The organism is Desulfosporosinus sp. FKA (assembly GCF_002196785.1).
Lineage (GTDB): Bacteria > Bacillota > Desulfitobacteriia > Desulfitobacteriales > Desulfitobacteriaceae > Desulfosporosinus > Desulfosporosinus acididurans.
Window position 1 is genome coordinate 194,684 of the sequence record NZ_NAHZ01000029.1, and the last position, 22,533, is coordinate 217,216.

The 22,533-nt window shown below is 36.8% G+C and carries 22 protein-coding genes and 1 pseudogene; 22 read left to right on the forward strand and 1 reads right to left on the reverse strand.

Going from position 1 to position 22,533, the window contains the following annotated elements:
• The first annotated feature begins 1 nt into the window (after nucleotide 1).
• The 19 genes and pseudogenes from B5771_RS13780 to B5771_RS13870 all read left to right on the forward strand — a co-directional run bounded on the left by B5771_RS13780 (nucleotide 2) and on the right by B5771_RS13870 (nucleotide 20,125).
• The gene (locus tag B5771_RS13780) at nucleotides 2-2,710 is read left to right on the forward strand and encodes a TrlF family AAA-like ATPase (RefSeq protein ID WP_172408274.1); all 2,709 of its coding nucleotides are present in this window, start codon (nucleotides 2-4) and stop codon (nucleotides 2,708-2,710) included.
• A gap of 540 nt (nucleotides 2,711-3,250) precedes the next feature.
• On the forward strand, nucleotides 3,251-4,372 hold the full coding sequence (locus B5771_RS13785) for a DUF4062 domain-containing protein (protein WP_088188038.1): 1,122 nt from the start codon (nucleotides 3,251-3,253) through the stop codon (nucleotides 4,370-4,372).
• A gap of 319 nt (nucleotides 4,373-4,691) precedes the next feature.
• Nucleotides 4,692-5,120, forward strand: coding sequence for an HTH domain-containing protein (locus tag B5771_RS13790; RefSeq protein WP_053006401.1), 429 nt, complete (start codon nucleotides 4,692-4,694; stop codon nucleotides 5,118-5,120).
• A gap of 369 nt (nucleotides 5,121-5,489) precedes the next feature.
• Nucleotides 5,490-5,825, forward strand: a complete 336-nt coding sequence (locus B5771_RS13795; RefSeq protein WP_047810237.1) for a DUF6054 family protein — start codon at nucleotides 5,490-5,492, stop codon at nucleotides 5,823-5,825.
• A 697-nt stretch (nucleotides 5,826-6,522) separates the two neighbouring features.
• Nucleotides 6,523-6,885: a hypothetical protein gene (locus B5771_RS13800; protein ID WP_088188039.1), complete on the forward strand. Its 363-nt coding sequence runs from the start codon at nucleotides 6,523-6,525 to the stop codon at nucleotides 6,883-6,885.
• Nucleotides 6,886-7,635: 750 nt separating this feature from the next.
• Complete coding sequence (locus B5771_RS13805; protein WP_088188040.1) at nucleotides 7,636-7,830, forward strand: hypothetical protein; 195 nt, start codon at nucleotides 7,636-7,638, stop codon at nucleotides 7,828-7,830.
• 294 nt (nucleotides 7,831-8,124) lie between these two features.
• Entirely contained in the window at nucleotides 8,125-8,439 is a 315-nt protein-coding gene (locus tag B5771_RS13810) for a TIGR04076 family protein (protein ID WP_088188041.1), read from the forward strand.
• Between the two features lie 756 nt (nucleotides 8,440-9,195).
• Complete coding sequence (locus tag B5771_RS13815; RefSeq protein WP_088188042.1) at nucleotides 9,196-9,834, forward strand: hypothetical protein; 639 nt, start codon at nucleotides 9,196-9,198, stop codon at nucleotides 9,832-9,834.
• Nucleotides 9,835-10,110: 276 nt separating this feature from the next.
• On the forward strand, nucleotides 10,111-10,785 hold the full coding sequence (locus B5771_RS13820) for a hypothetical protein (protein WP_088188043.1): 675 nt from the start codon (nucleotides 10,111-10,113) through the stop codon (nucleotides 10,783-10,785).
• 349 nt (nucleotides 10,786-11,134) lie between these two features.
• On the forward strand, nucleotides 11,135-11,458 hold the full coding sequence (locus B5771_RS13825; protein WP_088188044.1) for a heavy metal-binding domain-containing protein: 324 nt from the start codon (nucleotides 11,135-11,137) through the stop codon (nucleotides 11,456-11,458).
• Between the two features lies 1 nt (nucleotide 11,459).
• A complete protein-coding gene (locus B5771_RS13830) occupies nucleotides 11,460-11,684 on the forward strand; it encodes a hypothetical protein (RefSeq protein WP_088188045.1) in 225 nt (74 codons plus the stop codon).
• An 839-nt stretch (nucleotides 11,685-12,523) separates the two neighbouring features.
• Nucleotides 12,524-13,993 carry a class I SAM-dependent DNA methyltransferase gene (locus B5771_RS13840; RefSeq protein ID WP_088188047.1) on the forward strand — a complete coding sequence of 490 codons (1,470 nt, stop codon included), beginning with the start codon at nucleotides 12,524-12,526 and terminating at the stop codon, nucleotides 13,991-13,993.
• The gene (locus B5771_RS13845; RefSeq protein ID WP_088188048.1) at nucleotides 13,986-15,134 is read left to right on the forward strand and encodes a restriction endonuclease subunit S; all 1,149 of its coding nucleotides are present in this window, start codon (nucleotides 13,986-13,988) and stop codon (nucleotides 15,132-15,134) included. The genes B5771_RS13840 and B5771_RS13845 overlap by 8 nt, the downstream gene beginning before the upstream one ends.
• A gap of 16 nt (nucleotides 15,135-15,150) precedes the next feature.
• A complete protein-coding gene (locus B5771_RS13850; RefSeq protein WP_088188049.1) occupies nucleotides 15,151-18,477 on the forward strand; it encodes a DEAD/DEAH box helicase family protein in 3,327 nt (1,108 codons plus the stop codon).
• A gap of 25 nt (nucleotides 18,478-18,502) precedes the next feature.
• Nucleotides 18,503-19,147 carry a hypothetical protein gene (locus B5771_RS13855; RefSeq protein ID WP_088188050.1) on the forward strand — a complete coding sequence of 215 codons (645 nt, stop codon included), beginning with the start codon at nucleotides 18,503-18,505 and terminating at the stop codon, nucleotides 19,145-19,147.
• 1 nt (nucleotide 19,148) lies between these two features.
• Nucleotides 19,149-19,271, forward strand: coding sequence for a hypothetical protein (locus B5771_RS23895; RefSeq protein ID WP_282433344.1), 123 nt, complete (start codon nucleotides 19,149-19,151; stop codon nucleotides 19,269-19,271).
• 43 nt (nucleotides 19,272-19,314) lie between these two features.
• On the forward strand, nucleotides 19,315-19,506 hold the full coding sequence (locus B5771_RS13860) for a hypothetical protein (protein WP_088188051.1): 192 nt from the start codon (nucleotides 19,315-19,317) through the stop codon (nucleotides 19,504-19,506).
• Nucleotides 19,507-19,552: 46 nt separating this feature from the next.
• Nucleotides 19,553-19,729: pseudogene (locus B5771_RS13865) on the forward strand (secondary thiamine-phosphate synthase enzyme YjbQ); the annotation flags it as partial.
• A 21-nt stretch (nucleotides 19,730-19,750) separates the two neighbouring features.
• Nucleotides 19,751-20,125: a TfoX/Sxy family protein gene (locus tag B5771_RS13870; RefSeq protein ID WP_088188052.1), complete on the forward strand. Its 375-nt coding sequence runs from the start codon at nucleotides 19,751-19,753 to the stop codon at nucleotides 20,123-20,125.
• 806 nt (nucleotides 20,126-20,931) lie between these two features.
• Here B5771_RS13870 and B5771_RS13875 read toward each other — a convergent pair.
• Nucleotides 20,932-21,327: a response regulator gene (locus tag B5771_RS13875; RefSeq protein WP_088188053.1), complete on the reverse strand. Its 396-nt coding sequence runs from the start codon at nucleotides 21,325-21,327 to the stop codon at nucleotides 20,932-20,934.
• A gap of 368 nt (nucleotides 21,328-21,695) precedes the next feature.
• On the opposite strand from B5771_RS13875, the gene B5771_RS13880 reads away from it, so the two are divergent.
• The 3 genes from B5771_RS13880 (at nucleotide 21,696) to B5771_RS24345 (ending at nucleotide 22,421) form a co-directional block, all read left to right on the forward strand.
• Nucleotides 21,696-21,842, forward strand: coding sequence for an aspartyl-phosphate phosphatase Spo0E family protein (locus B5771_RS13880; protein ID WP_088188054.1), 147 nt, complete (start codon nucleotides 21,696-21,698; stop codon nucleotides 21,840-21,842).
• 220 nt (nucleotides 21,843-22,062) lie between these two features.
• Complete coding sequence (locus B5771_RS13885) at nucleotides 22,063-22,224, forward strand: aspartyl-phosphate phosphatase Spo0E family protein (protein ID WP_088188055.1); 162 nt, start codon at nucleotides 22,063-22,065, stop codon at nucleotides 22,222-22,224.
• Nucleotides 22,225-22,280: 56 nt separating this feature from the next.
• Nucleotides 22,281-22,421: a hypothetical protein gene (locus B5771_RS24345; protein WP_172408275.1), complete on the forward strand. Its 141-nt coding sequence runs from the start codon at nucleotides 22,281-22,283 to the stop codon at nucleotides 22,419-22,421.
• Nucleotides 22,422-22,533: the final 112 nt, after the last annotated feature.

Consider the following 22,533-nt stretch of genomic DNA (forward strand, 5'->3'; position numbering starts at 1 on the left):
TGTGGGAGTTGCAAAATGGTGGAAAGTCGATTTTCATACACATACACCTGCAAGCAGATGTTTTAAAAATTATAAAGTGGTAAACGAGGATATACGAAGTAAACAAGATCTAGCTATGCAATGGATTAGTAAATGTATTGAAAGGGGAATTCAAGCAACTGTAGTTTGCGACCACAATTCATTGGAATGGATTGAAACAATAAGAGAAGCTAATAAGAGCTTAGAGAATAAAGTAATCATTTTTCCAGGGATAGAGATTTGTTTAACAATTAATAGAATGCATGTAATAGTTATATTCGACCCTTCTACCACTGAAGATATGCATCGCACTTTTATTGAACAATGTAAGATACCTATTACTAGCTGGGGAGATACCATTAAATATATTAGTGAGAATGACCTAATAGAGGCAATTGAATATTTTAAAAAAGAATATAAAGAGAAAATTATTATTATCCCAGCACATTTTGATAAAAATAAAGGAATGGGAAGACTTCTAACTGATGAAGATATAAAACAATTTTTAAGGAAGATCAGTATAGACGCCATAGAAGTAAGAGACCAAGGTGGGGAAGACTTAGTAAATTCAAAAATAGAAAGTAAAGTACTGCCCGCTGTTGCCACAATAATTGGTTCGGATAATCCTGGTGAAAGGGAGGGGGAGCATTCAGTTGATGGATTAGGAGAAAAGTATACATGGGTAAAAATGAGCGAACCCTCATTAGAGGGTTTACGGCAGGCCTTATTGGATCCCGAAAGCAGGATTATTAAAGTTGTAGAAAGAACTGCTGATGAAGAAGATCCCAACAGAGTTAATCATAACTATTTGGCGGGTATGACCATCCATAAATTAAAGCATATTGAAAAAATTAATGTAAGATTTTCGCCAAATTTAAATTGTATTGTTGGACCTAGAGGCGCTGGAAAATCAACATTAGTTGAAAGTATAAAGCTTGCTTTAAATAAGGGATATGATTTGAAAAATTCGAAGGTGCTTTATAAAACTTATAAAGCAGGAAGTCAAATTGATTTATATTATAATTTTGGGTCCAGTAAACCATACATGATTACCATAAATGGTTCTCGGACATCACCCAAATGGACTATAGTAGATTCTAATAGAAGTGAGATCGAAAGCCCTCCTGAATTTAGTTCAACGATATTTGGTCAGAAGGAAATATATAACCTTGTTGAAAATGAGGATGATATTGAAAAAAATGAATCCAGTCCTCTTTTGGAAATTATAGATAACAATATAATTGCCGACAAAATCGACATACAAGAGAAGATCAGGGATAAAAAGAATGAAATTCTCAATTTAGTGAATCAATTAGATAATACTAGAAGAAAACTTAAAGAAATACCCAAAGTCAAAGCAGAATTAGAAAATAGCAACAATAAGCTTGAGAAGTTTAGAACGAGCGGAATACTAGAGAAAAAGGAAAAATTAGATAAACTAAACAGTACTTTAAAAACAATCAGTGACTGGTTAGAAGAACTGTCTAAAACAAAAGAAAGATTGATATATGAAACTGTTGAAAAAATAGAAGATTTTAAAAATTTTACAGATAGTGTTTCTTATGATGAAGGCAAAATTTTAATCTCTGAAATTATGATTGAAATTAGAAAGGTTGAATTATCTTTAAAGCAATTTAAAAATGAGTCTTATTCACGTTTCAGTGCCATAAATGAGATCATCAGAAATAGCAAATTACTAAATTCAATTGCAAAAGTAGAAAAAGAGTATAAAGAATTTCTGAATAATAATAAAGACATACAACTCGATAAATACAAAGAAATACTTGATAACAATAGTAAAAATATTAATAATTTAAGGAAATTAGAAAATGAGGAGGTTAATAAAGATGAGATTAAAAAGAAAATATTAACCAAAGTAGATGAATACATTGAAGAGGCTATAAAACTTACAAATAAACGCAGAGAAATTTTGCAGAACATAAATTTGAGCGCAGAAAATATAAGGTTAACTATAAATCCTTTATCACATGGTATGAGGTGGTTACAAAATATTAGGAGAGATGTAGGTAAGAAAGATAATTTTGATTCGATATTTTTACATATTTACAATACACTATTTGAAAATGATGTTTTGGATCTTGATAAATATAAGGAATGGCTTAAGTTTATATTGACTACTAATACAGGAGATATAAACGAATTTCTAATAGACAAGGAACTTGACCCAAAATTCAAAACCATATGGATTAATAAATTTAAAGACAATACACTTAGTTCGTTATTTGGTATTGACATAGAAGATAGGATAGATATTAAAATTATAAATGGAAACCAGGAGATAGGCATAAATGAAGGTTCTCCTGGACAAAAAAGTGCTGCAATATTGGCATTCATTTTAAATCAAGGGACTGAGCCACTGATAATTGATCAACCAGAAGATGATTTAGACAATAGCCTAATTATAAAGCTAGTAGTTGATAATATTAGAAAACAGAAATCTAGGCGACAAATAATTATAGTTACTCATAACCCTAACATACCAGTATTGGGTGATGCAGAAGGAATTATTATGCTAGATAGAAATGATAACGGGGACGTCGCGTTAAAGTTCAACAAGTCAACAGGATGTATTGAGGAAAAAATGATTAAAAAAGGAATCTGTGAAATAATGGAAGGGGGCTTGGATGCCTTTAAAAAAAGAGAACATAAGTATAAGTATTTGAAAATATGACAGATCCATAATAATATCTTTTTTAATCATCGGGAGTGGGATAAATCTAGGTTTTGCTTAAAAACATTATGAAAGCAACGTATATTCCAAAAACATGACATCATTTGTCTTAGAAGATAGACAACTAGATACCGCTCTACAATCGAATTTCAGAAATAAGACATTAAATTTTCTATTAATCCAATATGACCAATCTTGAAACCATATTACTTGATAGTGCCTATATATATCAATTCCTTTCCTTCTGAAAAATCTGTCCCCTCCCAGTAGTGACAAGATGATGTCCAGTATTTATTACCCTGGGCTTCTTTTTCTCCCCTCAAAACGGAAGCATAACCGCAAATTGTTTAAGCGCTAGATGGTTCCCACCTTCTTTTGTAAAAATAATGGATCGAGGCGGCTTCTTGAACTTAAGAGGCATGTGGTTGGTGATTTGTTTTATGGATGTCCAGGAATAATCGAACAAAGCATCTTTAAATTGTTTGTAATTATTTTTGTTACCCTATTTTGCTATCAAAAAATTTTAGGGGATGATACCGTTTGAAACCCAGGGTCTTTGTGAGTTCGACATTTTACGATCTAAAATATATTCGAAATAACGTGGAAAGATTTATATATTCTTATGGATTTGAACCAGTTCTATTTGAAAGCGGAAGCATAACATTTGAACATGAAAAAAAATTAGATGAATCTTGCTATAATGAAGTTAAAACATGCCATATGATGGTATTGATTGTTGGCGGGAGATATGGATCAAAAGCTTCAAATGAAAGTGATGGCAAGAAACTAATAGATAATTATGAGCAATATATATCTATTACAAGAAAAGAATTTATAACTGCAAAAGAAAAGAATCTACCTATTTTTATTTTTATTGATAAAAATGTTCATACGGAATATGAAACATATAAAAAAAATAAAGAATTATTTCGCGAACTATTGCAAAATAACGAAGAGCCAAAATTTTCTTTTGCCCATGTAGATAGTATATATGTTTTCGAGTTTATTAATGAGATTCGAAAATTTGGATTGCCTATATACATGTTTGAAAATTTCGAGGATATAGAGATCCAGTTGAAAAGCCAATTAGCTGGAATGTTCTATTTATACTTAAAAGATCTTCAAAATATTAAAGGTGAAGCTGAAGTTATTACCACTATTGACGAGTTGAAGAGTCTAACAGCACAGATGAATCAGATGATACAAAAAGTTGGTGAAAAAATTCTTACAAAGGAGTCTTCTGAATATGATGAAGTCATATTTAATCAGAATAAATTAGTATTAAAATATGCCGCAGAAAAAATAGCATTAAAGTTTAAAATGTACGGAGGAACAATTGAAAATAAACATTGGATCGCGGTGGCAGATTTTATTACTAAGGAATATTTAATGAGTGATGATTTAGCAATCGCGCAAGAATATGACGCGATTTATGATGATAGTCGTTTGAAAACATTTTACGTAAATATATTTACAGAATTAGGAGATCTTTTAACAAATGTGAAAAAGAATTCTATTACATTAGAAAAAATAAATTATGATGACATTGAAAATATTTTTTTTAGTGATGTAATAGATATCATAAAAGATAATGAAGAATATCAGAAGATATTTTCTGAATACTTGGCGAAATATTTGAGTAAGAGTTGTATTCCATTTTAATTGGGTACGGTCGTTCTCTATTTAACAAGTGTAGAATGTATATAACTATTTCTGCAGGGACAGTTACGATGTGTGCATACAGACTTGCTGGTATACCCAGAAATTAAGTTATCTTACCCCTTGTATAGCCTCACCCCCAAATCCCTTTAACCCCCAGCCACTCGTCAACCTACCGAACTTCTTTAATCCCGCAGGATGTGATGTGGTTGCCTGGTGGATACTGGGGAAGGTGGAGGGGCAGTCTGATTAGGCGGTATTGCTCGTTTGTAGGATTTAGTACATTAACTTTTCTAAGTTTGAAATTTCGTGAGGTGAAAAAATGTCAGAGATGATTAAGCTTAAGAATAATATAGGGTTTAATGAATTAGAAGAAAAATTGAGAACATTGACGGACGATTTCGGAATGAGCACAGAATGCCTATCGAATTTGTTGGGAGTAAAAAATGATGGACATAAGTTTGAAATACCAACAGGCTATGAATTGCATTCTTTTCTGTTCTCACTGCTAATGTTAGACAATATTGTAAATGAAGAACCAGATTTTAAATTCAAAGCATTTTTAGAAGTGCTTATTGAAGTGCATAAGATAAGTGCTAATACTATTGCAAGATTTGCTAAAATTAAAGAGCAGGATGTTCTAGATTTTATTAATGACACTAACACAGTACCAATTGAGATAAAGTATAGACTTGCATCTGTCATTATGACATTAAGATTTATATTCAAAGCAGTTGAGCCAAAAATATAAATTCAGGGAGAGATACTGCTCAATATTCTGATGTTATGCATTAGAATGGAACTCCAGTCCTGTTCCGAACAGTGCAACCCGCCAAGCTGGTGTTCAAGTTATAGGATAAATACCCCCCACCCATGAAAAACCAAATAATCTAAACGGCTTTGCGGGAATGTAATCCAGGGCGTGTTGCTCTGGATTTATACAATTTGTCGAGGTACGGTGGTATAATTAGGAAAGAAGAGCGGTTAGAACTGGCCCGTACACCAATTCCGTCAGTTGGCGGACAGCTCAACGTGGCAATGTTCCGGACAATATGATCGATAGTTATTTGGAGGGAAAGCTGGATGGGTATAGCGGCTCAATATGAGGGATGGGATAATAATGGCTAAGTATGAAAAAACGATTACTGGTCAATTTGAGGAAGTGGTTAACCATTTGCAAGAGGATATTGGAAATAGTGGATTAACTATGAATTTAGTCGATGAGAGCAATTACATTTCTGGAAATACAAATATAGCCGTTCGGGTTTACGATAAATATTTTATGAGAAATGGAAACAGAGCGAGTTTAAGCCTCACCGTAGTGGGACATGGCGATAATATTTTTATTTCTGCGATTGGTGCTGGTGGAGGGAAAGGTGTTCTTTTTAACTTCAGTCTAGGTGCGGAAGAAGATATGGTGGCCATAGTGCAAGAGAGCATTGAACGAATGGAATAATTTCTTCTATATTTATAGAAGGCCATTCTCAATTCAGATCCTAGCCATTTAGCCGCACCCGCTACCCTCACCCCCAAATCCGCATAAACCCAGTCAACCCACCGAACTCATTCAATCCCACAGGATGGGATGTGGTTGTCTGGGGGATATTGGGAATGTGGAGGGATATGGAGCGGGGAATTGGTCATATGAATACGGATGATTAACATTATCACTAATGTGGAGAGTGATTAGAAGATGAAGATACAATTAAAGATTGCCGTAATCGCCGTATTTGTAGTAACTACGTTGCTTGTTACTATTTGGATATGTTTTCAACCACCGAAGATTGACAAATATTCTGCAAATAAAATAAATGATTATATGCATGAACATAATATGCCTGCACCAACTAAAGAATAAATATGCTGGGCATTTTGGAATACCTAATCAATAACAAATACATCGTATCTCGCCCCCCGCTACCCTCAAGCCCAAATCCCCACCAATGTGATAAACTCCAGCCCTCGGTCAACCTACCGAACTCCTTAAATCCCGCATGATGGATGAACTTACCTGCTGGATACGGGGAAGGTGGTGGGTGGTCTCATTAGGCGGTATTGCACGTTTGTAGGATAAAGCGTAGCAAATTTATATTTAAGGGGTAGCCATGTAAGAATGGTGCGATTAGAATCAGCCAAAAATTGGAGGGCGTTTAGTGAAGAATACGATAGCAGATATTTTCCTTAAAGGAATATTAGTGATTTTGGTTGAAACCTTGGTCATCGTTTCGCCTAGCTACTATGCATTTAGCCTCCCACCTTCTGCTGGAGAGGGCATTATTTTAATGCTTCTATTTATGATTTATCCTTTATTATCGATTTTCTTGGGAATATTAACGTTCAAGCTAAAAATAAAGTCATGGGTGAATGCAGCTATAATAGCTATAGCATTCTTTGGACTGTTTGCTATTTTGTATAATTTTACTGCATATAGCTATATTCCTATTTATTTAGTTTTATATATTGTTGGGCTTACCTTAACAAAAAAGCTATCTAAAAAGAACACCGTTGAAATATGAACATTGATTAGTGATTATAGCCTTGAATATGTCGCATCATTCCTATGTTGTGCATTAAGATGGAAATTCGGGTTTCTGCTACCGGGAATTGCCAATCTGCACTACATTACCCTGCACTCCCACTAACCTCATATAGAAATACCCGCCAATGTCATAAAACCGCAGCCACCCAGTCAACCTATCGAACTCCTTCAATCCCGCAGGATGGGATCTTACCTGGCGGATATGTGAAAGGCGGGTGGGGGATAGGTTGGTGTAAGGGGGGAGTGGGTAACTAGCTGTGTGAATTAATACTAATCTGGACTCCAAAGCGAAATTGAAGGAGGTAGTATCGATGTTCCTTTTCCCAGCTTTTATATCCCCGTTAGAATTTGGAATTATATCACCGATTGTTGTAATTCCCGTAGCATTAATAATAGTGGTAGTCTGGTACGTTCGAAAGCTAAACAGTATTGATAAAACTTTAAAGGAAATTTTGAAAGTCATAACTAGCAGACAATCATAGCAATCAAAAGATACTCGGATTAACAGATCTCAATTTCTCAACTCTCGCCACCTGTACCGTCTGCTACCCCTTAACCCCAAGTTTCCGCCAATAAATCGAAGCCACCCGTCAACCTGCCGAACTCCTTCAATCCTGGAGGATGGATGAACTTACCTGCTGGATACGGGGAAGGTGGTGGGTAGTCTCATTAGGCGGTATTGCACGTTTGTAGGATTTAGTGCAATAGTTATGGGAGGAGGATACACATGCCATTTATTTTGAAGGAACTTATTAAAGCTGGTATATATGTCGGTATATTGACCTTGATTTTATATTATTTTGTAGACAATAAGCTCTCTACAGATTTTATAGTAGCATTGACTAATCAAGTGATTATATTTATTTTTGACTTTAAAAGAATTAAAAATGATTATAAAGCTAGTAAAAAAGTAAATCTGTAATGTTATTACTGTATTATTCTGATGTTGTGCATTAAGATGGAACTTCAGGTTTCTGCTACCGGGAATTGCCAATCCGCACTACATTACCCTGCACTCCCACTAACCTCATATAGAAATAGCCGCCAAGATAAACCACAGCTACCAGTCAACCACCGAACTCCTTCAATCCCGCAGGATGTGGATGTGGTTGCTTGGTGGATACCGGGGAGGGTGGAAGATGCGGCATATGATGTGGAGAGTACAGAATTATTGGATTAAATAACATACCAAATAAAATATGGTTTGGAGGTTACTATGCGGAAATGTAAAATCACTGTTTTAAAGAAAACGCTTAATTATGAATTAGCGCAACAATATTGTGAAGCCAATATTTCGACCTGCCCTTGTCTTGAAGAAGGACAAGAGTTTATAGCGGGATTTGAAAAACCTCAAAATTTCTGTGATTGGGCATGGAATGATATTCACAAATATGTCGTGGTATTGCTTTCAGGCGGTAACTTTTCAACAGATGCTTTTGAAGATTGGATGAAAGATGATAAATCCATGATAGCTTGTTGCACCGACGGAATTAGACCAGTGGTTTTTAAGCTGGAGAAAATTGATTGCTAATTAATCTCGATGAAAATCCCTCAGCCACCAATCGCCTTCGCTATTCTCAAGCCCCAAAACCCGTCAAGTCATAAACCCCAAGCCACCCGTCAACCCGCCGAACTCCTTCAATCCCGCAGGATGGATGTGCTGACCTAGTGGATACCCTGGGGAAGGTGGGGGATGTTTTGCATTCGATAGCTAAGTGTTCTACCATGAATCGGGGACTTACTAAGATGTAGAATAATATGAAAGCATTATTCACAGAAAAATAGGAGGCGGGTGTATGTGAGTTTTTATATTTATTTGATTTCGATATCGTTACTCTATTTATGTATAGGAATCATATTAACTAGAAGAGAATCTAGGAAATCTATTAAGCGAGGTTTTGTGTGTAGCTATTTTTTTACACTGTTAACATTTTTTGTAGCTGTTGATTCCTCTTTTAGAAAATATTCATATCTTGTGGTGATGATCACATCGTTAACTTTGTACAATATCTATTTACTTAAGTTTGGCAAGAACGATTAGAGTTAGTTTGGCCTAAAGAGTGAGAACAAGCAACGTGGAAATGATTGTTTATATAAGAAGTTAAAGTTTTTAACATGTGAGAATAACTTATTATGCCCGTGAAATACCCTCCATGACATAACCCTAGCCACCCGTTAAGCCACCTGACTCCTTCAATCCCGCAGGATGGGATGTGGTTGTCTGGTGGATAGGGGAAGGGATGCGTTATATCGGGTCACAGCACCACTCGGAAGAAAGGTTCTGAACATGATAAAGAGAAATATTAAAGAATTTGCGAAAGTTTTTATTGTCCTGACAGTGTTCAGCATTATTTTAATTGTGTCTGGATGTTCAAACAATAAGGCCTCAACCGAAACCGAAAATGGAAAGATTGTACCAGTAGAACTGTCAAAAGACGAAAAACAATTGCTCAATGCGGTTGGAGTGCAGAAATACTTTGTTTTTCAGGTAAGTTTGCCAAAAGGGGAAAGTGGTCAAGCCCATTGTTGGATAGATTATCATCATAAGGGTGTAATTAAAAGAATAATGGATGGAAATAGCTTATTTAATACCAATGGAGATAATACCGAAAAGATAGTTTTGGCAACATTAGAGGCTGATCAAGGTGCAAATGAGCAAAAATGGATTATTTCTTACTTCGGTAATAGTGGCTCCAGCGGATTAAAATCAAGCATACCAATAGATAAGGATGGAGCAACAACATCAGCGAATACAAACGGCTCAGACATAGTTAAAGGTAAACCTGTAATTTTAGCGGTGATGACACACAATCAATCAGTTTGCCCGATTATACCGCAGACCGTATTTACAGGAGAAGTAACTGCATTTAAAGATTTGATTAGCGATAACGATTCAGTGTATGTATTCAGATTTGAATTAGAATGATAGTGTTATTTACATATAATTCCTTGTTAAAATTTCGCCCCCACCTCACACCCCAAACACCTATAACCCTCCAGCCCGCCGGTCAAGCCACCGGACTCCTTCAATCCCGCAGGGATGAAGTTACCTGACGGATAGGGGAAGGCGGTGGGAAGGGAGTCTGATTAGGCGGTATTGCACGTGTTCAACAGTAAAAAGTTAAGGACTAACAACTGTTTATCATACCAAAAAATAGGAATTTGTCTATTTGAAACTGGATGAAGGAATGGAGAAAAATAGATGATTATGCCTAATATGATTTACGATATTCGCACAACTGAATACGCTCAACAGACATTGACCAATCTCACAGGCGTACCAATCCCAGTGTGGAAGCAATATCTTGGGCACGAGCGCGAATATAAATATACAGACTATCTTGTGGCAGACGTGATCAACTCTCATGGAAATCTTCCCCGTAGCTACAGAGATTTCGAATTTGTCTACTTTCATGTAACGACAAGCGCTAACGGATGCGCATCTTTTCGGGAGTATGGAATATTAGATCTAAAGCAATCTTATTCGTGCCATGACTCTGAGCTGAGAGAGTTCTTGGAAAAGCACGATATCCATATCAATTTGGATGAACGAATACTGACATATCGCGGACAAGTTCATCGTAGACCAGAAATTTTGATGGATATCGATAATCTTCTCGGATTGAATTTGTCCCGAGAGTGGATGTCTACTCATGATTCTTATGAGATAGTAGCCAAGGTAAGTGGCGAAAAGGTTATCTATGATAGTGATGACGATCAAAACGAAGAGGATAAGGTTCTCAACTATTTGACAAAGGCATATTTGACTGCCTTTGGTGAACCGAGTGAAAATATACTTCTGATAAAAAATCATATTCAGATACCGCCTATGGATATTCTTGAAATAAAGCCAATGGAGCATTGGAAGGATTGTTGATGTTTATGTAATAAAGCCTAATACTTTCGCGGAACTTTAAAAGAGCGACAAATTTCAATTTATCTATGAGATTATCTACATAATTAGTAGTTGAAGTTAGGGTACATTATTCTGATACTGTGCATTAAGATGGAACTCCGGACTTTGTATCCAAGCATTTTCTATCTTGGCTTATTACGGATACACCAACTCCCCCACGCGCCTTGCAAACCTCAAGAAGAAATAGCCGCCATGCCTAGCCAGCAGTCAAGTACCGAGTCTCGAATGGTATGTAAATTTGCGCAAAATTATTACATTTATTAAGTTGAGATGAAGTAAAATAGTATTAGAAATTTTAGGGGGCGAAAATATGCTAATTGTTACCACTGAGAATATCAAAGGGTACAAAGTCATTGATGTTAAAGGCCAGGTATTTGGAGTTGTTGTTCGTAGCCGGGGTTTAGGCGGAAATGTGGTAGCAGGGTTGCGCAGTCTTGTTGGCGGGGAAATCCATGAATACACAGCATTGTTGGAGGACACCCGAAAAGAAGCGATTGACAGGTTGGTTATGAATGCCCAAGCCATGGGAGCTAACGCGGTTGTTATGATGAGATTCGATTCTAGCGAAATTGGACAGACAATGAGTGAGATTGTCGCCTATGGGACTGCAGTAGTGGTGGAGAAAGAAAATTAGCATGGGAATAGTCTTGGGCTTCAATTTTTTAATTTATGGAGGACTACTCATTATTGCATTACTTTCATGGTTTATTTGGGATAAACGCTATCGAAGGAATCATGGAAGAGAAATTCCCAATGGTTACGTAGTTACGGATGAAGTTTTTATTGACCCTGTTAGCGGTAAAAAACTTAGAGTCTATTACAATCCTCAAACTGGAAACAGATACTACCACGAAGATTAAGCTGTGTTGGTTAAACGATTGCAAAAAACAATCTAGCCAATAGTCAAGTGCAGGCTGATTAGGTCAGACCTCCACTGCTAGCGGAAGACAAAATAAATCCCGACTGCGAAAAACCAAATAATCTAAACGGCTTTGCAAATCCAGGGCGTGTTGCTCTGGGTTTTTGCTTATAAAATAGGTGAGGTCGAACAATATTTCGTCCGGGCATAGAGGCGTAATTTTTCAGTATATACTACCATCCACCAGAGCTTTGGCAAGTGTTAATAAAATTATCACCAAATATTCAGCTAATGTTCACGCGTATTTCAAAATTTATTAAGAACTTTATGCTAAGATTTAAACATGAAGAGAAAAAATATTTTGCTTAGTGATAAGTGAAAATGAGGTGAAGACTATGGTGGATCATAAAAACACGTGTCCTTTGTGTGGAGATACCTTAATTTATGATGGAGGTTATATCCAATGCCAAGATCCGGCGTGCGGATGGAACAAACCATTATATCTAGACTCTTCAAGGTCCAATACCAACAAACATGTTATCATGGATAACATAAATAGAGATATAGTTCTTGAGGACAAAGCTCCCCAAATCACTTTTGTCAGAAATTATAAGCTTTGCCTACTATCTAACTCGCGTAAGATTGCTATTTAATACAACAAATTTAATCTCCCCCTCACCCATGAAAAACCAAACAATCTAAACGGCTTTGCGAATCCAGGGCGTGTTGCTCTGGATTTTTACTATTATAGGCAGAAAGTACTGATGCCTTTTTATAACAATTTGTCCAGAAGCAGTGGTATAATTAAATTTATATTCAACAGAGATAGGAGCAAAAGAAGTGCTAACAGGAGAAATTCGCAACAAGGTTGATAAAATATGGACGGATATGTGGGCTGGAGGTATTACTAATCCGTTAACTGTCATTGAGCAACTAACATATTTGATGTTCATTCGCTCTTTGGATGAAAAAGAACTGGAAAACGAAAGCTTCGAAGCTCTTAGTGGTGAAAACATGCCAAAGATCTTCACACAAGATGAAATTGGACAGTCTATGCGTTGGAGTAAATTCAAAACTAAAGATTCTCGTGAGATTTATGATATTGTTGGTACAAAGGTATTTCCATTTATCAAGGGGATGAATGGAGAAAATACCACTGCTTTCTCTCGATACATGCAAGATGCAATGTTTTTAATTCCAACTCCTCAAGTTTTGCAAAAGATCATCACAGGGCTAGACGAACTTTACGAACATGATATCAAAGACCTTGATATGCAAGGCGATCTTTATGAATATATGCTTGGAAAGCTGGCGACCGCAGGTCAAAATGGCCAATTTAGAACTCCTAAACACATTCGAGATATGATGGTGCGATTGCTTGCCCCGACCCCGAAAGATAAAATATGTGATCCGGCATGTGGTACTGCTGGTTTCTTGGTGTCTTCTGCGGAGTACATTCGTGAGCATTTTGAAGCTGAAATGACAGGTAAGCAATGGGAAGATTTTGCGGGCGATATGTTTACAGGTTTTGATACTGACAGAACTATGCTTCGCCTTTCAGCTATGAATCTAATGCTTCATTCAATTACTAAGCCTCATATTGACTATGTTGACAGTGTTTCTAAACAAAACAGCGTTTCTTCTACTTATGATATAATCCTCGCCAATCCACCTTTTACAGGTACTGTTGATGCTGAGAGTATTAACGATAACTTAAAGGCAGTTTGTGATACCAAGAAGACAGAGCTTCTATTTGTGGCTCTATTTTTAAGGATGTTACGAAAAGGTGGCCGCTGTTCTTGTATTGTACCGGACGGTGTTTTGTTTGGTACAACTAAGGCACATAAAGCCCTTCGAAAAGAGCTAGTTGAAAATCATATGCTTCAAGCAGTTATTTCCATGCCCAGTGGTGTATTTAAACCATATGCTGGCGTCAGCACTGCCGTACTTGTGTTTACCAAAACAGGTGCGGGAGGTACTGATAAAGTATGGTTTTATGATATGAAAGCCGATGGTTTTTCCTTGGACGATAAGCGTACGGCTATTGAAGCTAATGATATTCCAGATATTATTGCCCGTTTTCATAATCTTGAGGGTGAAACTGATCGTAAGCCTACCGAACAGAGCTTTTTTGTTAATAAGTCTGCCATCGAAGAGAATGGGTACGATTTGTCCATAAATCGATATAAAGAGGTTGTTTATGAAAAGGTGGAGTATGATCCACCGCAAGTGATTATGGATCGACTCGATAAGCTGAACCTCGATATAGCTTCCAAGATGGAGGAGTTGAGGGGGCTTATTGGTGAGTAAGTGGGAAATGGTTAGGCTAGGAGATATTTGTTCACTAAAAAGCGGTAATTCATTAGCTGAGGAGATAGTTCTAAAAGACGGAGAAATCCCTTATATCAAGGTCTCGGATTTATCGATAGAAAATAATGAGACTCGAATCACACGTTCCACAAGATATGCATACCGAAAAGATGTAGGAAGACAACTTTTTCCCGTAGGTACAACAATATTCCCTAAAAGGGGTGGGGCCATTGCTACGAACAAAAAGCGACTTACCACTTGTGAAATTTGCGCTGACCTAAATATTATGGGAGTAATTCCTGGCTCGAAAATACTTCCTGAGTTTTTATACTTTTATTTTCAAGGTGTTGACTTAGGTATGCTCGGGAGTGGATCATCTGTTCCTCAAATAAACAATGGGGATATTGCTCCTTTACAAATTTCCCTCCCACCCCTCGAAACCCAAAAGCACATTGCAAAAACCTTAGACACCGCCGCAGAACTGCTTGCCAAGCGCAAACAGCAGATGGTAGAGATGGATAATCTTATTAAATCAGTGTTCTACGATATGTTTGGAGATCCTATAACTAACCCCCAAAAATGGAAATTAGTAAGGTTAGGTGATATAGGCGAACTTAATAGTGGGGGTACGCCTACAAGAACTAACCGGGAATATTTTTTAGGTGATATAGATTGGTACTCAGCAGGTGAATTAAATGAAAGGTATCTTAAAGGGTCAAAAGAAAAGCTGACAGAGGAAGCAATATCAAATAGTGCAGCAAAGGTTTTCAAAAAAGGAAGTATGCTTATAGGAATGTACGATACAGCTGCTTTTAAATTAGGAATCCTAACAGATAACTCATCATCTAATCAGGCTTGTGCTAATATTGATGTCAAAAAGAATATGGCTAATATTGAATGGTTATATGACTGCGCTCAGATAATGCGAGAATATTTTCTTAAAAACAGACGAGGAGTGCGTCAAAAGAATTTAAATTTAGGTATGATAAGAAGTTTTGAGATTCCTTTACCACCGCTTATACTACAGAACCAATTCGCTTCCATCGTCACTAAAATCGAAGAACAAAAAGCTCTCGTTAAAAAGACAATCGACGAAACCCAATACCTGTTTGACAGCTTGATGAGCAAGTATTTTGATTAAATACTGAGGTGATTTAATGTCTGCAAACTTTGATTTCCTAAAGGGACAAACTGAATATACACTATTTGCACCTGCTTGCATTGAAGCTGAGCGAGTGTTTACCACATCACCTGCAATGGCAGCAGTGGGAAGCCGTAAGGCTTTAGAACTTGCTGTGAAATGGGTCTATTCAGCCGATAACACTATCTTTATGCCTTATAAGGACAACTTGCAGGCATTGATTCATGAGCCGTCATTTGAATTTGCGGTGGATATTCAAACCTGGAGCAAGCTGCCTTATATTATTAAACTGGGTAACCTTGCTGTACATACTGAAAAAGCCATCAGCAGTAGTGATGCTATCCTGTCACTTTCTTCATTATTTGAATTCGTGCAGTGGATTGATTATTACTATGGTTCAAATTATCAAGAACGCCATTTCGATGAAAAAAGTATTCCTTCTGAAAAGGTCATAATTGATGAAGAGAAAATCAAGGAAAAAGAATCCGAAATCGAAGCTTTACGAGCTAAAATCGCCGCCATGAGTGAGCGGCTAACAGCTGAAAAGGAGCAACATAAAGAAGAACGTAAGTTTACTGCCCAGGATATTTCAGAATTTCTCACCCGTAAAAAATACATCGATGTAGATCTAAAACTTCTAGGTTGGGTATTCGGCGATGATGTACGTGAAGAAGTGGAGCTTTATGGTATGCCTAATCCTGAGGGAAAAGGCTATGCTGATTATGTACTTTATGGTAAAGACGGATTGCCTCTAGCCATTATTGAAGCCAAGCGTACTTCCAAAGATCCAAAGATTGGTACCCATCAGGCCAAGTTATATGCCGACTGTTTGAAAAAAATGACGGGTAGACGGCCCATGATGTTTACAACCAATGGCTTCGAAACCTATCTCTGGGATGATGTAACTTCACCGCAGCGCAAAGTGAGCGGTATATTCTCCAAAGCTGACCTCGAAAAGCTAATGAATCGTCGAAGTGAACGAAAAGCTTTAGATGAAATTGTCATTGACGATAAGATTACCGACCGGTATTACCAAAAAGAAGCGATTCGGGCAGTTTGTGAAAACATTACAACCGGCCATAGAAAAAACTTGCTTGTTATGGCGACAGGCACGGGTAAAACAAGAACCGCATCCAGCTTAACCGATGTTTTGTCCCGTGCTGGGTATGTAACCAATACATTATTCTTGGCAGACAGAACGGCCTTGGTAAAACAAGCCAAGGATGATTTTAAGAACTATTTGCCGGATATGTCTCTATGCAACCTTCTAAGAAATAAAGATGATAAAACCTCAAGAATTGTCTTTTCAACCTATCCAACGATACTTAATTCCATCGATTCTGCAAAGAGCGACGATGGCAAGCGTCTGTTTACGCCTGCCCATTTTGATTTGATAGTGATTGACGAAGCTCACAGAAGTATCTTTAAGAAGTACCGGGCTATCTTTGAGTATTTTGATGGACTATTAGTTGGTTTGACAGCGACCCCAAAGACTGAGGTTGATCGTAATACCTACGAATTTTTTGAGATGGAAAAAGGTGTCCCGACTTATGCCTATGATTACGAAACTGCAGTAGAAAAGGATCATGTTTTAGTACCTTACTATAATATTGAAGTTAAAACAAAGTTCTTGGAGAAGGGCATTGTCTACGATGAACTCTCTGATGAGGATAAGGCACGTTACGAGGAAGATTTCGCTGATGAAGATGGCGAGATGCCTGATTTTATTCCCTCACCAGCGGTTAATGAGTTCATCTTTAACCAAGCGACAGTTGATATGGTCCTGGAAGATTTAATGACAAAAGGTATAAAAGTTGCAGGCGGCGATAGGTTAGGGAAGACCATCATCTTTGCCCAAAACAAAAAACACGCTGAATACATCATCCAGCGTTTTGATAAACTTTATCCTCAGTATCACGGCAACCTTGCAAAGCGTGTTATATGCGATGATAGTTACGCCCAAAGCATTATTGACGATTTTAAAGTGGCTGAAAAAGATCCCCACATTGCCGTTTCGGTGGATATGATGGACACCGGCATTGATGTACCGGAGCTCGTCAATTTGGTATTCTTTAAGCGAATTCGCTCCAAAACAAAGTTCTGGCAAATGATAGGCCGTGGCACAAGGTTATGTAAAAGCCTGTTTGGAGACGGACAGGACAAGACTCACTTTGTTATTTTTGACTATCTCGGAAACTTTGAGTTTTTCCGGCAACATAAAGAAGGCTTACTGGGTAACGAAACTCAGAGCCTTTCTGAAGCTATTTTTGCAAAACGGGTACGCTTGATTCATCACCTGCAGCAATCTGCATTTATTGATGAGCCGTATCAGATAATGCGTTCAGGATTGATTGAAACGGTTTTGCAGCAAATAAATGCATTAAATACTGAACTTGTATCGGTGAAATTGCAGCTACAACATATAGAAAAATATAAACATGCGGATGCCTTTGTTAGTCTTTCGGATATCGACAAACACAACTTGATAGCTCAGCTGGCACCAATTGTTTATATGGATGACACGGACGAGTCCGCCAAACGATTTGACAATTTTATGTACGGAATAATGCTGACCCAAATTGAAGGGTTGCCCCAGTTCAAGAAAGGTAAAAAGCAACTTATTAATACAAGCTTTGCTCTTGCAAGCCGGGCTACCATTCCGCAAATTAAAGAGAAGCTGGAGCTTATTAATACCATAGGGACCGATGAGTTTTGGCAGAACCCGGACGTATTGACGTTTGAGAAGGTCCGACTGGAGCTGCGCGACTTGATCAAATTTATTATCGATGATGGCAAGAGAAGCCCAATTTATACAAACCTTGCTGATGAAATACTTATGGTTAAAGAAGGGGAAGGTATAGATCCAGCCTATGACTTTGAGGACTATAAACTAAAGGTCAACCGTTACATTGAAAATAACCGTGACCAGATTGCTATATATAAACTGCGTAATAACATTCCTCTTACAGCTCTAGACTATCAGAGTTTGGAGCGTATTTTCACCGGAGAACTTGGGACAGCAGAGGATTATAAGAGAGAATTCAAAGATACGCCGTTTGGATTACTTGTGCGTAAAATCGCTAAAATGGATTATGAGGCTGCGCATAAAGCATTTTCCGAATTCATCAATGACCAGTCCCTTAGTCAAGCTCAAATTGTTTTTGTGAAGAAAGTCATCGATTACATTGTGCAAAATGGGTATATTGAAAATCCATTAGAGCTAATGAAGCCGCCATTTGATAAACCGCAAAGCTTGATGAAACTGTTTGATAGTACTAAGCAAAAACTGATTGTTGAAGTTGTTAAGCAGATTAGGGAGAATGCGGTTAAGGTTGTAGGTTAAGGGAACGGAATGAAGGATGATTAGAATGAACAGAAGATTACTAATATTAGAATCTAATTGGGCAGAAGATGACGATAGTTATATAAAAGACTCTCGGTCAACAACTAAAATATATACTTCGATTGAAACTCTGTTGTCTGTAAATGATAGTCCGGTTCAAATTATTCAGAGACCATTATTGCGATCTCGCTTTGTTAAAGATATCGAACAATTTATTGATCTTGATTCAAATAAAACAATAGGCATAAATATTGTAATTCTGAGTGCTCATGGTCGTATCAAAAAAGTTAAACTTAAAGAGCATAATGTACATTATAGAAAATTGTCTGCTATTGATGGCGAAATCAACTTAAATATAGAAAATAATAAAATTAAAGAATTATTACATAGGACTATTATAATTTTAGATTCGTGCTCAGTAGGATCAAATTTGCAAGACTTCTTAGAAACTTCTGGAGCGTTAGGAGTAATTGGCTTTTCAGAAGATGTTGATTGGATAGATTCAGCCGTCTTTATTTTAGCCCTGTTGTGCAAATTTCAAAACGAAGATGTATTCTTAATGAAGAGGAAATCATATGTCAGGCCAAAAAAGATAATTGAACAAATGAAAAAAAGTCACTATGAACCATTTTTTGAGAAACTGGGAATAGAATATTGTTTTAACGAATAATATCCGCGAATGGTCGCCGGATCACACTAAGATGGGCAAGGGAATAACGATTACTAGAGCGGAGCTTGGGAAGCTTAGAGATATTCAGGGTGAAAAGAAACATAAAATTGGGTCTTGTAAATAGTTAAAATGAGAACCCTAAAATAAATTAACAAAGGGGAATTAACATGTTTATCTTTGAGGTATGGGATGATTCGAATGAGGGTAAGGAAGATTTAATTGCTACATGCACCTTTAACGATTTAGAAAAGGCTAAGGAATATGCAAGAAAAATAATCACACAAGATGAGGAAGCCGGAAAAAACTATGCTTACTTTATAACCGATGAGGACGAAGAGGTATATGATATTTGGGAGTAATTCGAATGGTTTTGATCTGCGATGCGTTAACCTTTGAAATACTCCAAAAGGCCGTCACATCGAAGGTAACTCCGCTGCTCACCAGAAAGCCAGCACTGTTGGACCATCCCAAACCGTGATTATTCATAACGGTAAATTACTCCTAGGCCGTTGGCAGGGGATTTATTTTTGTGAATTCGATGGGCCGAGGGAGCGGAGTTGTTGTGTGAAGATTCTAGACTAAGACTAATACTGGAGGAACATCATGGTAATTAGCGAAAGCTTCAAAGAATATGTAGTAGACCAACTTGGAAAGTTGGGTTATGTTACGGTCAAAAAGATGTTTGGTGGGGCTGGTATTTACTATGACGGTTTGATTTTCGGTTTACTTGCCGATGACACCCTTTATTTTAAGGTGGATGACTCTAATAAGTCAGATTATATAATGGCAGGAATGAAACCATTCAAACCATTTGATGATAAGTCCATGGTAATGCCATATTATGAGGTTCCTGTTGATATTTTGGAAAACAGAGAACAGTTAGCGGAATGGGCGCTGAAATCTTTATTGGCATCTAGAAATAATCCCGCAAAGCCTAAAAAGCGGAAACCTGCAAAAGGTGACAAATTGCTTAGGTGAATTATGGCTGCCTAGATCACGCTAAGATGAGAAGGTGTGTAAAGCTAACTTGGTTTTAAAATATTATTTTTTGGATTATTACTCCCTTGGTAATAATCCTTCTGTTTCCCAAAAAGGAATAATATTGACTTGTTGTTTTGCTATTTGATATTTACCTAAGCTTGCAAAAAAATAAAAAGAAGCCTTTTTTAAAAGCTCCTTTTAGGAAATATATTATTTATACTTTTAGTGTTCCTTGGGAGATAATGCTTCTTCAGCATTACCCCATATTTGCCTCATCTATGAAGTAGCAATATTACTACTACAAGTGTTAGACAAAATCCCAGGAACACGTTTTCGTTCATAATCTGTTAGCCTCCCCGTTTAGAATGTTATTATTTTAACATAAAAGTTATAGTTTATCCAGAGGATATTATATTTTAAGTTATATATTTTCGGTTTAATTGTACTTATAACTTACAAATCTTGAATATATTATATTTTTGTTTATAAGTTTGGTTAATATTTTATATATGTTGTTAACTTGAGAGAACAAGTTACTATCAACCGTTTATAATGGACAAACTCCCTCAACAACCCCCACTACATATAGTCATGCATTGAGAGGGGGTAAGAGCATTGCAGCGCTGATAGAGGGATAAAAATATGTCTTTCTAATCAAGCGGGCAAACTCTGTGATGCCTTGCTGAAGGCAATTATATAATAAGCGGAGCACGTTTAGGACGAGTGTTTTCCAAAAGTCCATTATAAAAGCCGCCCCACAGCAAGGGCGGCATAATAGTTATACATTGAAAAAAGGTTCCGATTTATTTAGTTAAAATACTAACGGCACTCGTCTTATTCAATAGGCCATCAACAACATCACTTAAATGTTCCAAATCAAACGGTTTATTCAACATGTAATCAATTTCGTAATGACGGGCTAATTCATCCATTTCTTGCTTGTCTGCGTAAGCAGACATCAAGATAACCTTCATATTTGGATTAAAACTAAATAATCTCTCCCGAAGCTCGATGCCGCTAATCCCCGGCATTCTGAGGTCCGATATTATTAGATCTGGAAACTGTTTTTTTGCCAATTCTAAGGCTTCAAGTCCTGAAGCAGCTGTGCCTACTTTGTAACCTTTAGAGGAAAAGAGGTCTTCTAAAAGTATTCGAATTCCCGGATTGTCATCAACCACTAGTAAAGAACACTGTTTCAACAGGCATCCATCTCTCTTTCAAAAGATTTCTTAGATAGTCCTTATTGGGTGAGCTGTTTCTTTTCTAATCGGTACTATGATTTAGGGAATTAGTGGGTATTAACATAATATTTAAAATATTCAACATAAACCTTCGAAATCCTTTTACTCATAACGATGAGAGTGGAAAAGTTTGGTTTCTGTCCTCGCAATCAAAGGAATCGCAGAATGTCCAATAACATAAGAACCATGAATTTTTTCTATTGGTTTATGAATTTTATTAAGATGACAAATATTGTCGGATTCATTGATTCTAGTCAACACTTGGAATATAATAGCAATCGTGCTGAGATATTGTCCAAAAATTACCATTAGGAGTGAGACGATGAATGAGTGCCATCGAAATACTGAATTCTATTGAGATTTTACGAGGAAAATTAAATACTTTGGGGTCAAATAAACCACTTGTCGACCCTGAAGTTATTCAACTTAGCCAGAGGCTCGATTTATTATTGAATGCATATTATAGCATGTGAGATGTTGCTCATGCTGAGAATAGTTTTATAAAAGCATGCCCTCACTTCGGTGAGGTTTTTTTTCTGTCCTTTGAATAATTATGTAAACTTTCTCATCGTATAAATTAATGAGACCCCTTTAATCTTTGCAAAACGTAATTTTAATTACAAAGAAGGAATATTTTTATTTACGAAGAATACTCCCATAATTACAAAGGTATGAATTTTGGGGGTGAAGTGAATGAGTTTAGATGAACTATTATATTTGATTGAGGAGATGCGAGAAAAATTAAACAGAATAGCGGTCCAAAGATCTCTTATTGATCCGGAGGTAATAAAACTTAGTCAAATTATTGATTCTTTACTTAACTTGTATCACAATACCCTGTCGCAGCCCGTTTAGTCAACTACACTTTATAGTGCAAGAGCCGACTTAGAATATTAAAGGAGTGAATCTTTATGGATGCACCAATAAGGATTATCCTTCTTCGTGACGGAGACAAATGTAGCATTAATGAGCAGCTTTGGGATGCAAGAAATAAGTTTACCGTAATACAGTTAGAAAATGAGTATTATCAGTGGTTAGATCATTTGGAATAAATATGCGAAAGCGACCTTCAGCTTATATATTGCTGAGGCCGCTTTTTTGATGTAGTCACTATATAACAAAAGTTCTCACCATTGTGATGGAAGTAAAAAGAAGGTTGATGGG

What these genes read in the sequence shown, in the direction of transcription:
- B5771_RS13870 (WP_088188052.1), top strand. Translation starts at nt 19,751, where the DNA reads ATGGTAATTAGCGAAAGCTTCAAAGAATATGTAGTAGACCAACTTGGA.
- B5771_RS24345 (WP_172408275.1), top strand. Translation starts at nt 22,281, where the DNA reads ATGGATGCACCAATAAGGATTATCCTTCTTCGTGACGGAGACAAATGT.
- B5771_RS13790 (WP_053006401.1), top strand. Translation starts at nt 4,692, where the DNA reads ATGTCAGAGATGATTAAGCTTAAGAATAATATAGGGTTTAATGAATTA.
- B5771_RS13815 (WP_088188042.1), top strand. Translation starts at nt 9,196, where the DNA reads ATGATAAAGAGAAATATTAAAGAATTTGCGAAAGTTTTTATTGTCCTG.
- B5771_RS13825 (WP_088188044.1), top strand. Translation starts at nt 11,135, where the DNA reads ATGCTAATTGTTACCACTGAGAATATCAAAGGGTACAAAGTCATTGAT.
- B5771_RS13885 (WP_088188055.1), top strand. Translation starts at nt 22,063, where the DNA reads ATGAGTTTAGATGAACTATTATATTTGATTGAGGAGATGCGAGAAAAA.
- B5771_RS13820 (WP_088188043.1), top strand. Translation starts at nt 10,111, where the DNA reads ATGATTATGCCTAATATGATTTACGATATTCGCACAACTGAATACGCT.
- B5771_RS13880 (WP_088188054.1), top strand. Translation starts at nt 21,696, where the DNA reads ATGAGTGCCATCGAAATACTGAATTCTATTGAGATTTTACGAGGAAAA.
- B5771_RS13795 (WP_047810237.1), top strand. Translation starts at nt 5,490, where the DNA reads ATGGCTAAGTATGAAAAAACGATTACTGGTCAATTTGAGGAAGTGGTT.
- B5771_RS13855 (WP_088188050.1), top strand. Translation starts at nt 18,503, where the DNA reads ATGAACAGAAGATTACTAATATTAGAATCTAATTGGGCAGAAGATGAC.
- B5771_RS13860 (WP_088188051.1), top strand. Translation starts at nt 19,315, where the DNA reads ATGTTTATCTTTGAGGTATGGGATGATTCGAATGAGGGTAAGGAAGAT.
- B5771_RS13810 (WP_088188041.1), top strand. Translation starts at nt 8,125, where the DNA reads ATGCGGAAATGTAAAATCACTGTTTTAAAGAAAACGCTTAATTATGAA.
- B5771_RS13850 (WP_088188049.1), top strand. Translation starts at nt 15,151, where the DNA reads ATGTCTGCAAACTTTGATTTCCTAAAGGGACAAACTGAATATACACTA.
- B5771_RS13805 (WP_088188040.1), top strand. Translation starts at nt 7,636, where the DNA reads ATGCCATTTATTTTGAAGGAACTTATTAAAGCTGGTATATATGTCGGT.
- B5771_RS13830 (WP_088188045.1), top strand. Translation starts at nt 11,460, where the DNA reads ATGGGAATAGTCTTGGGCTTCAATTTTTTAATTTATGGAGGACTACTC.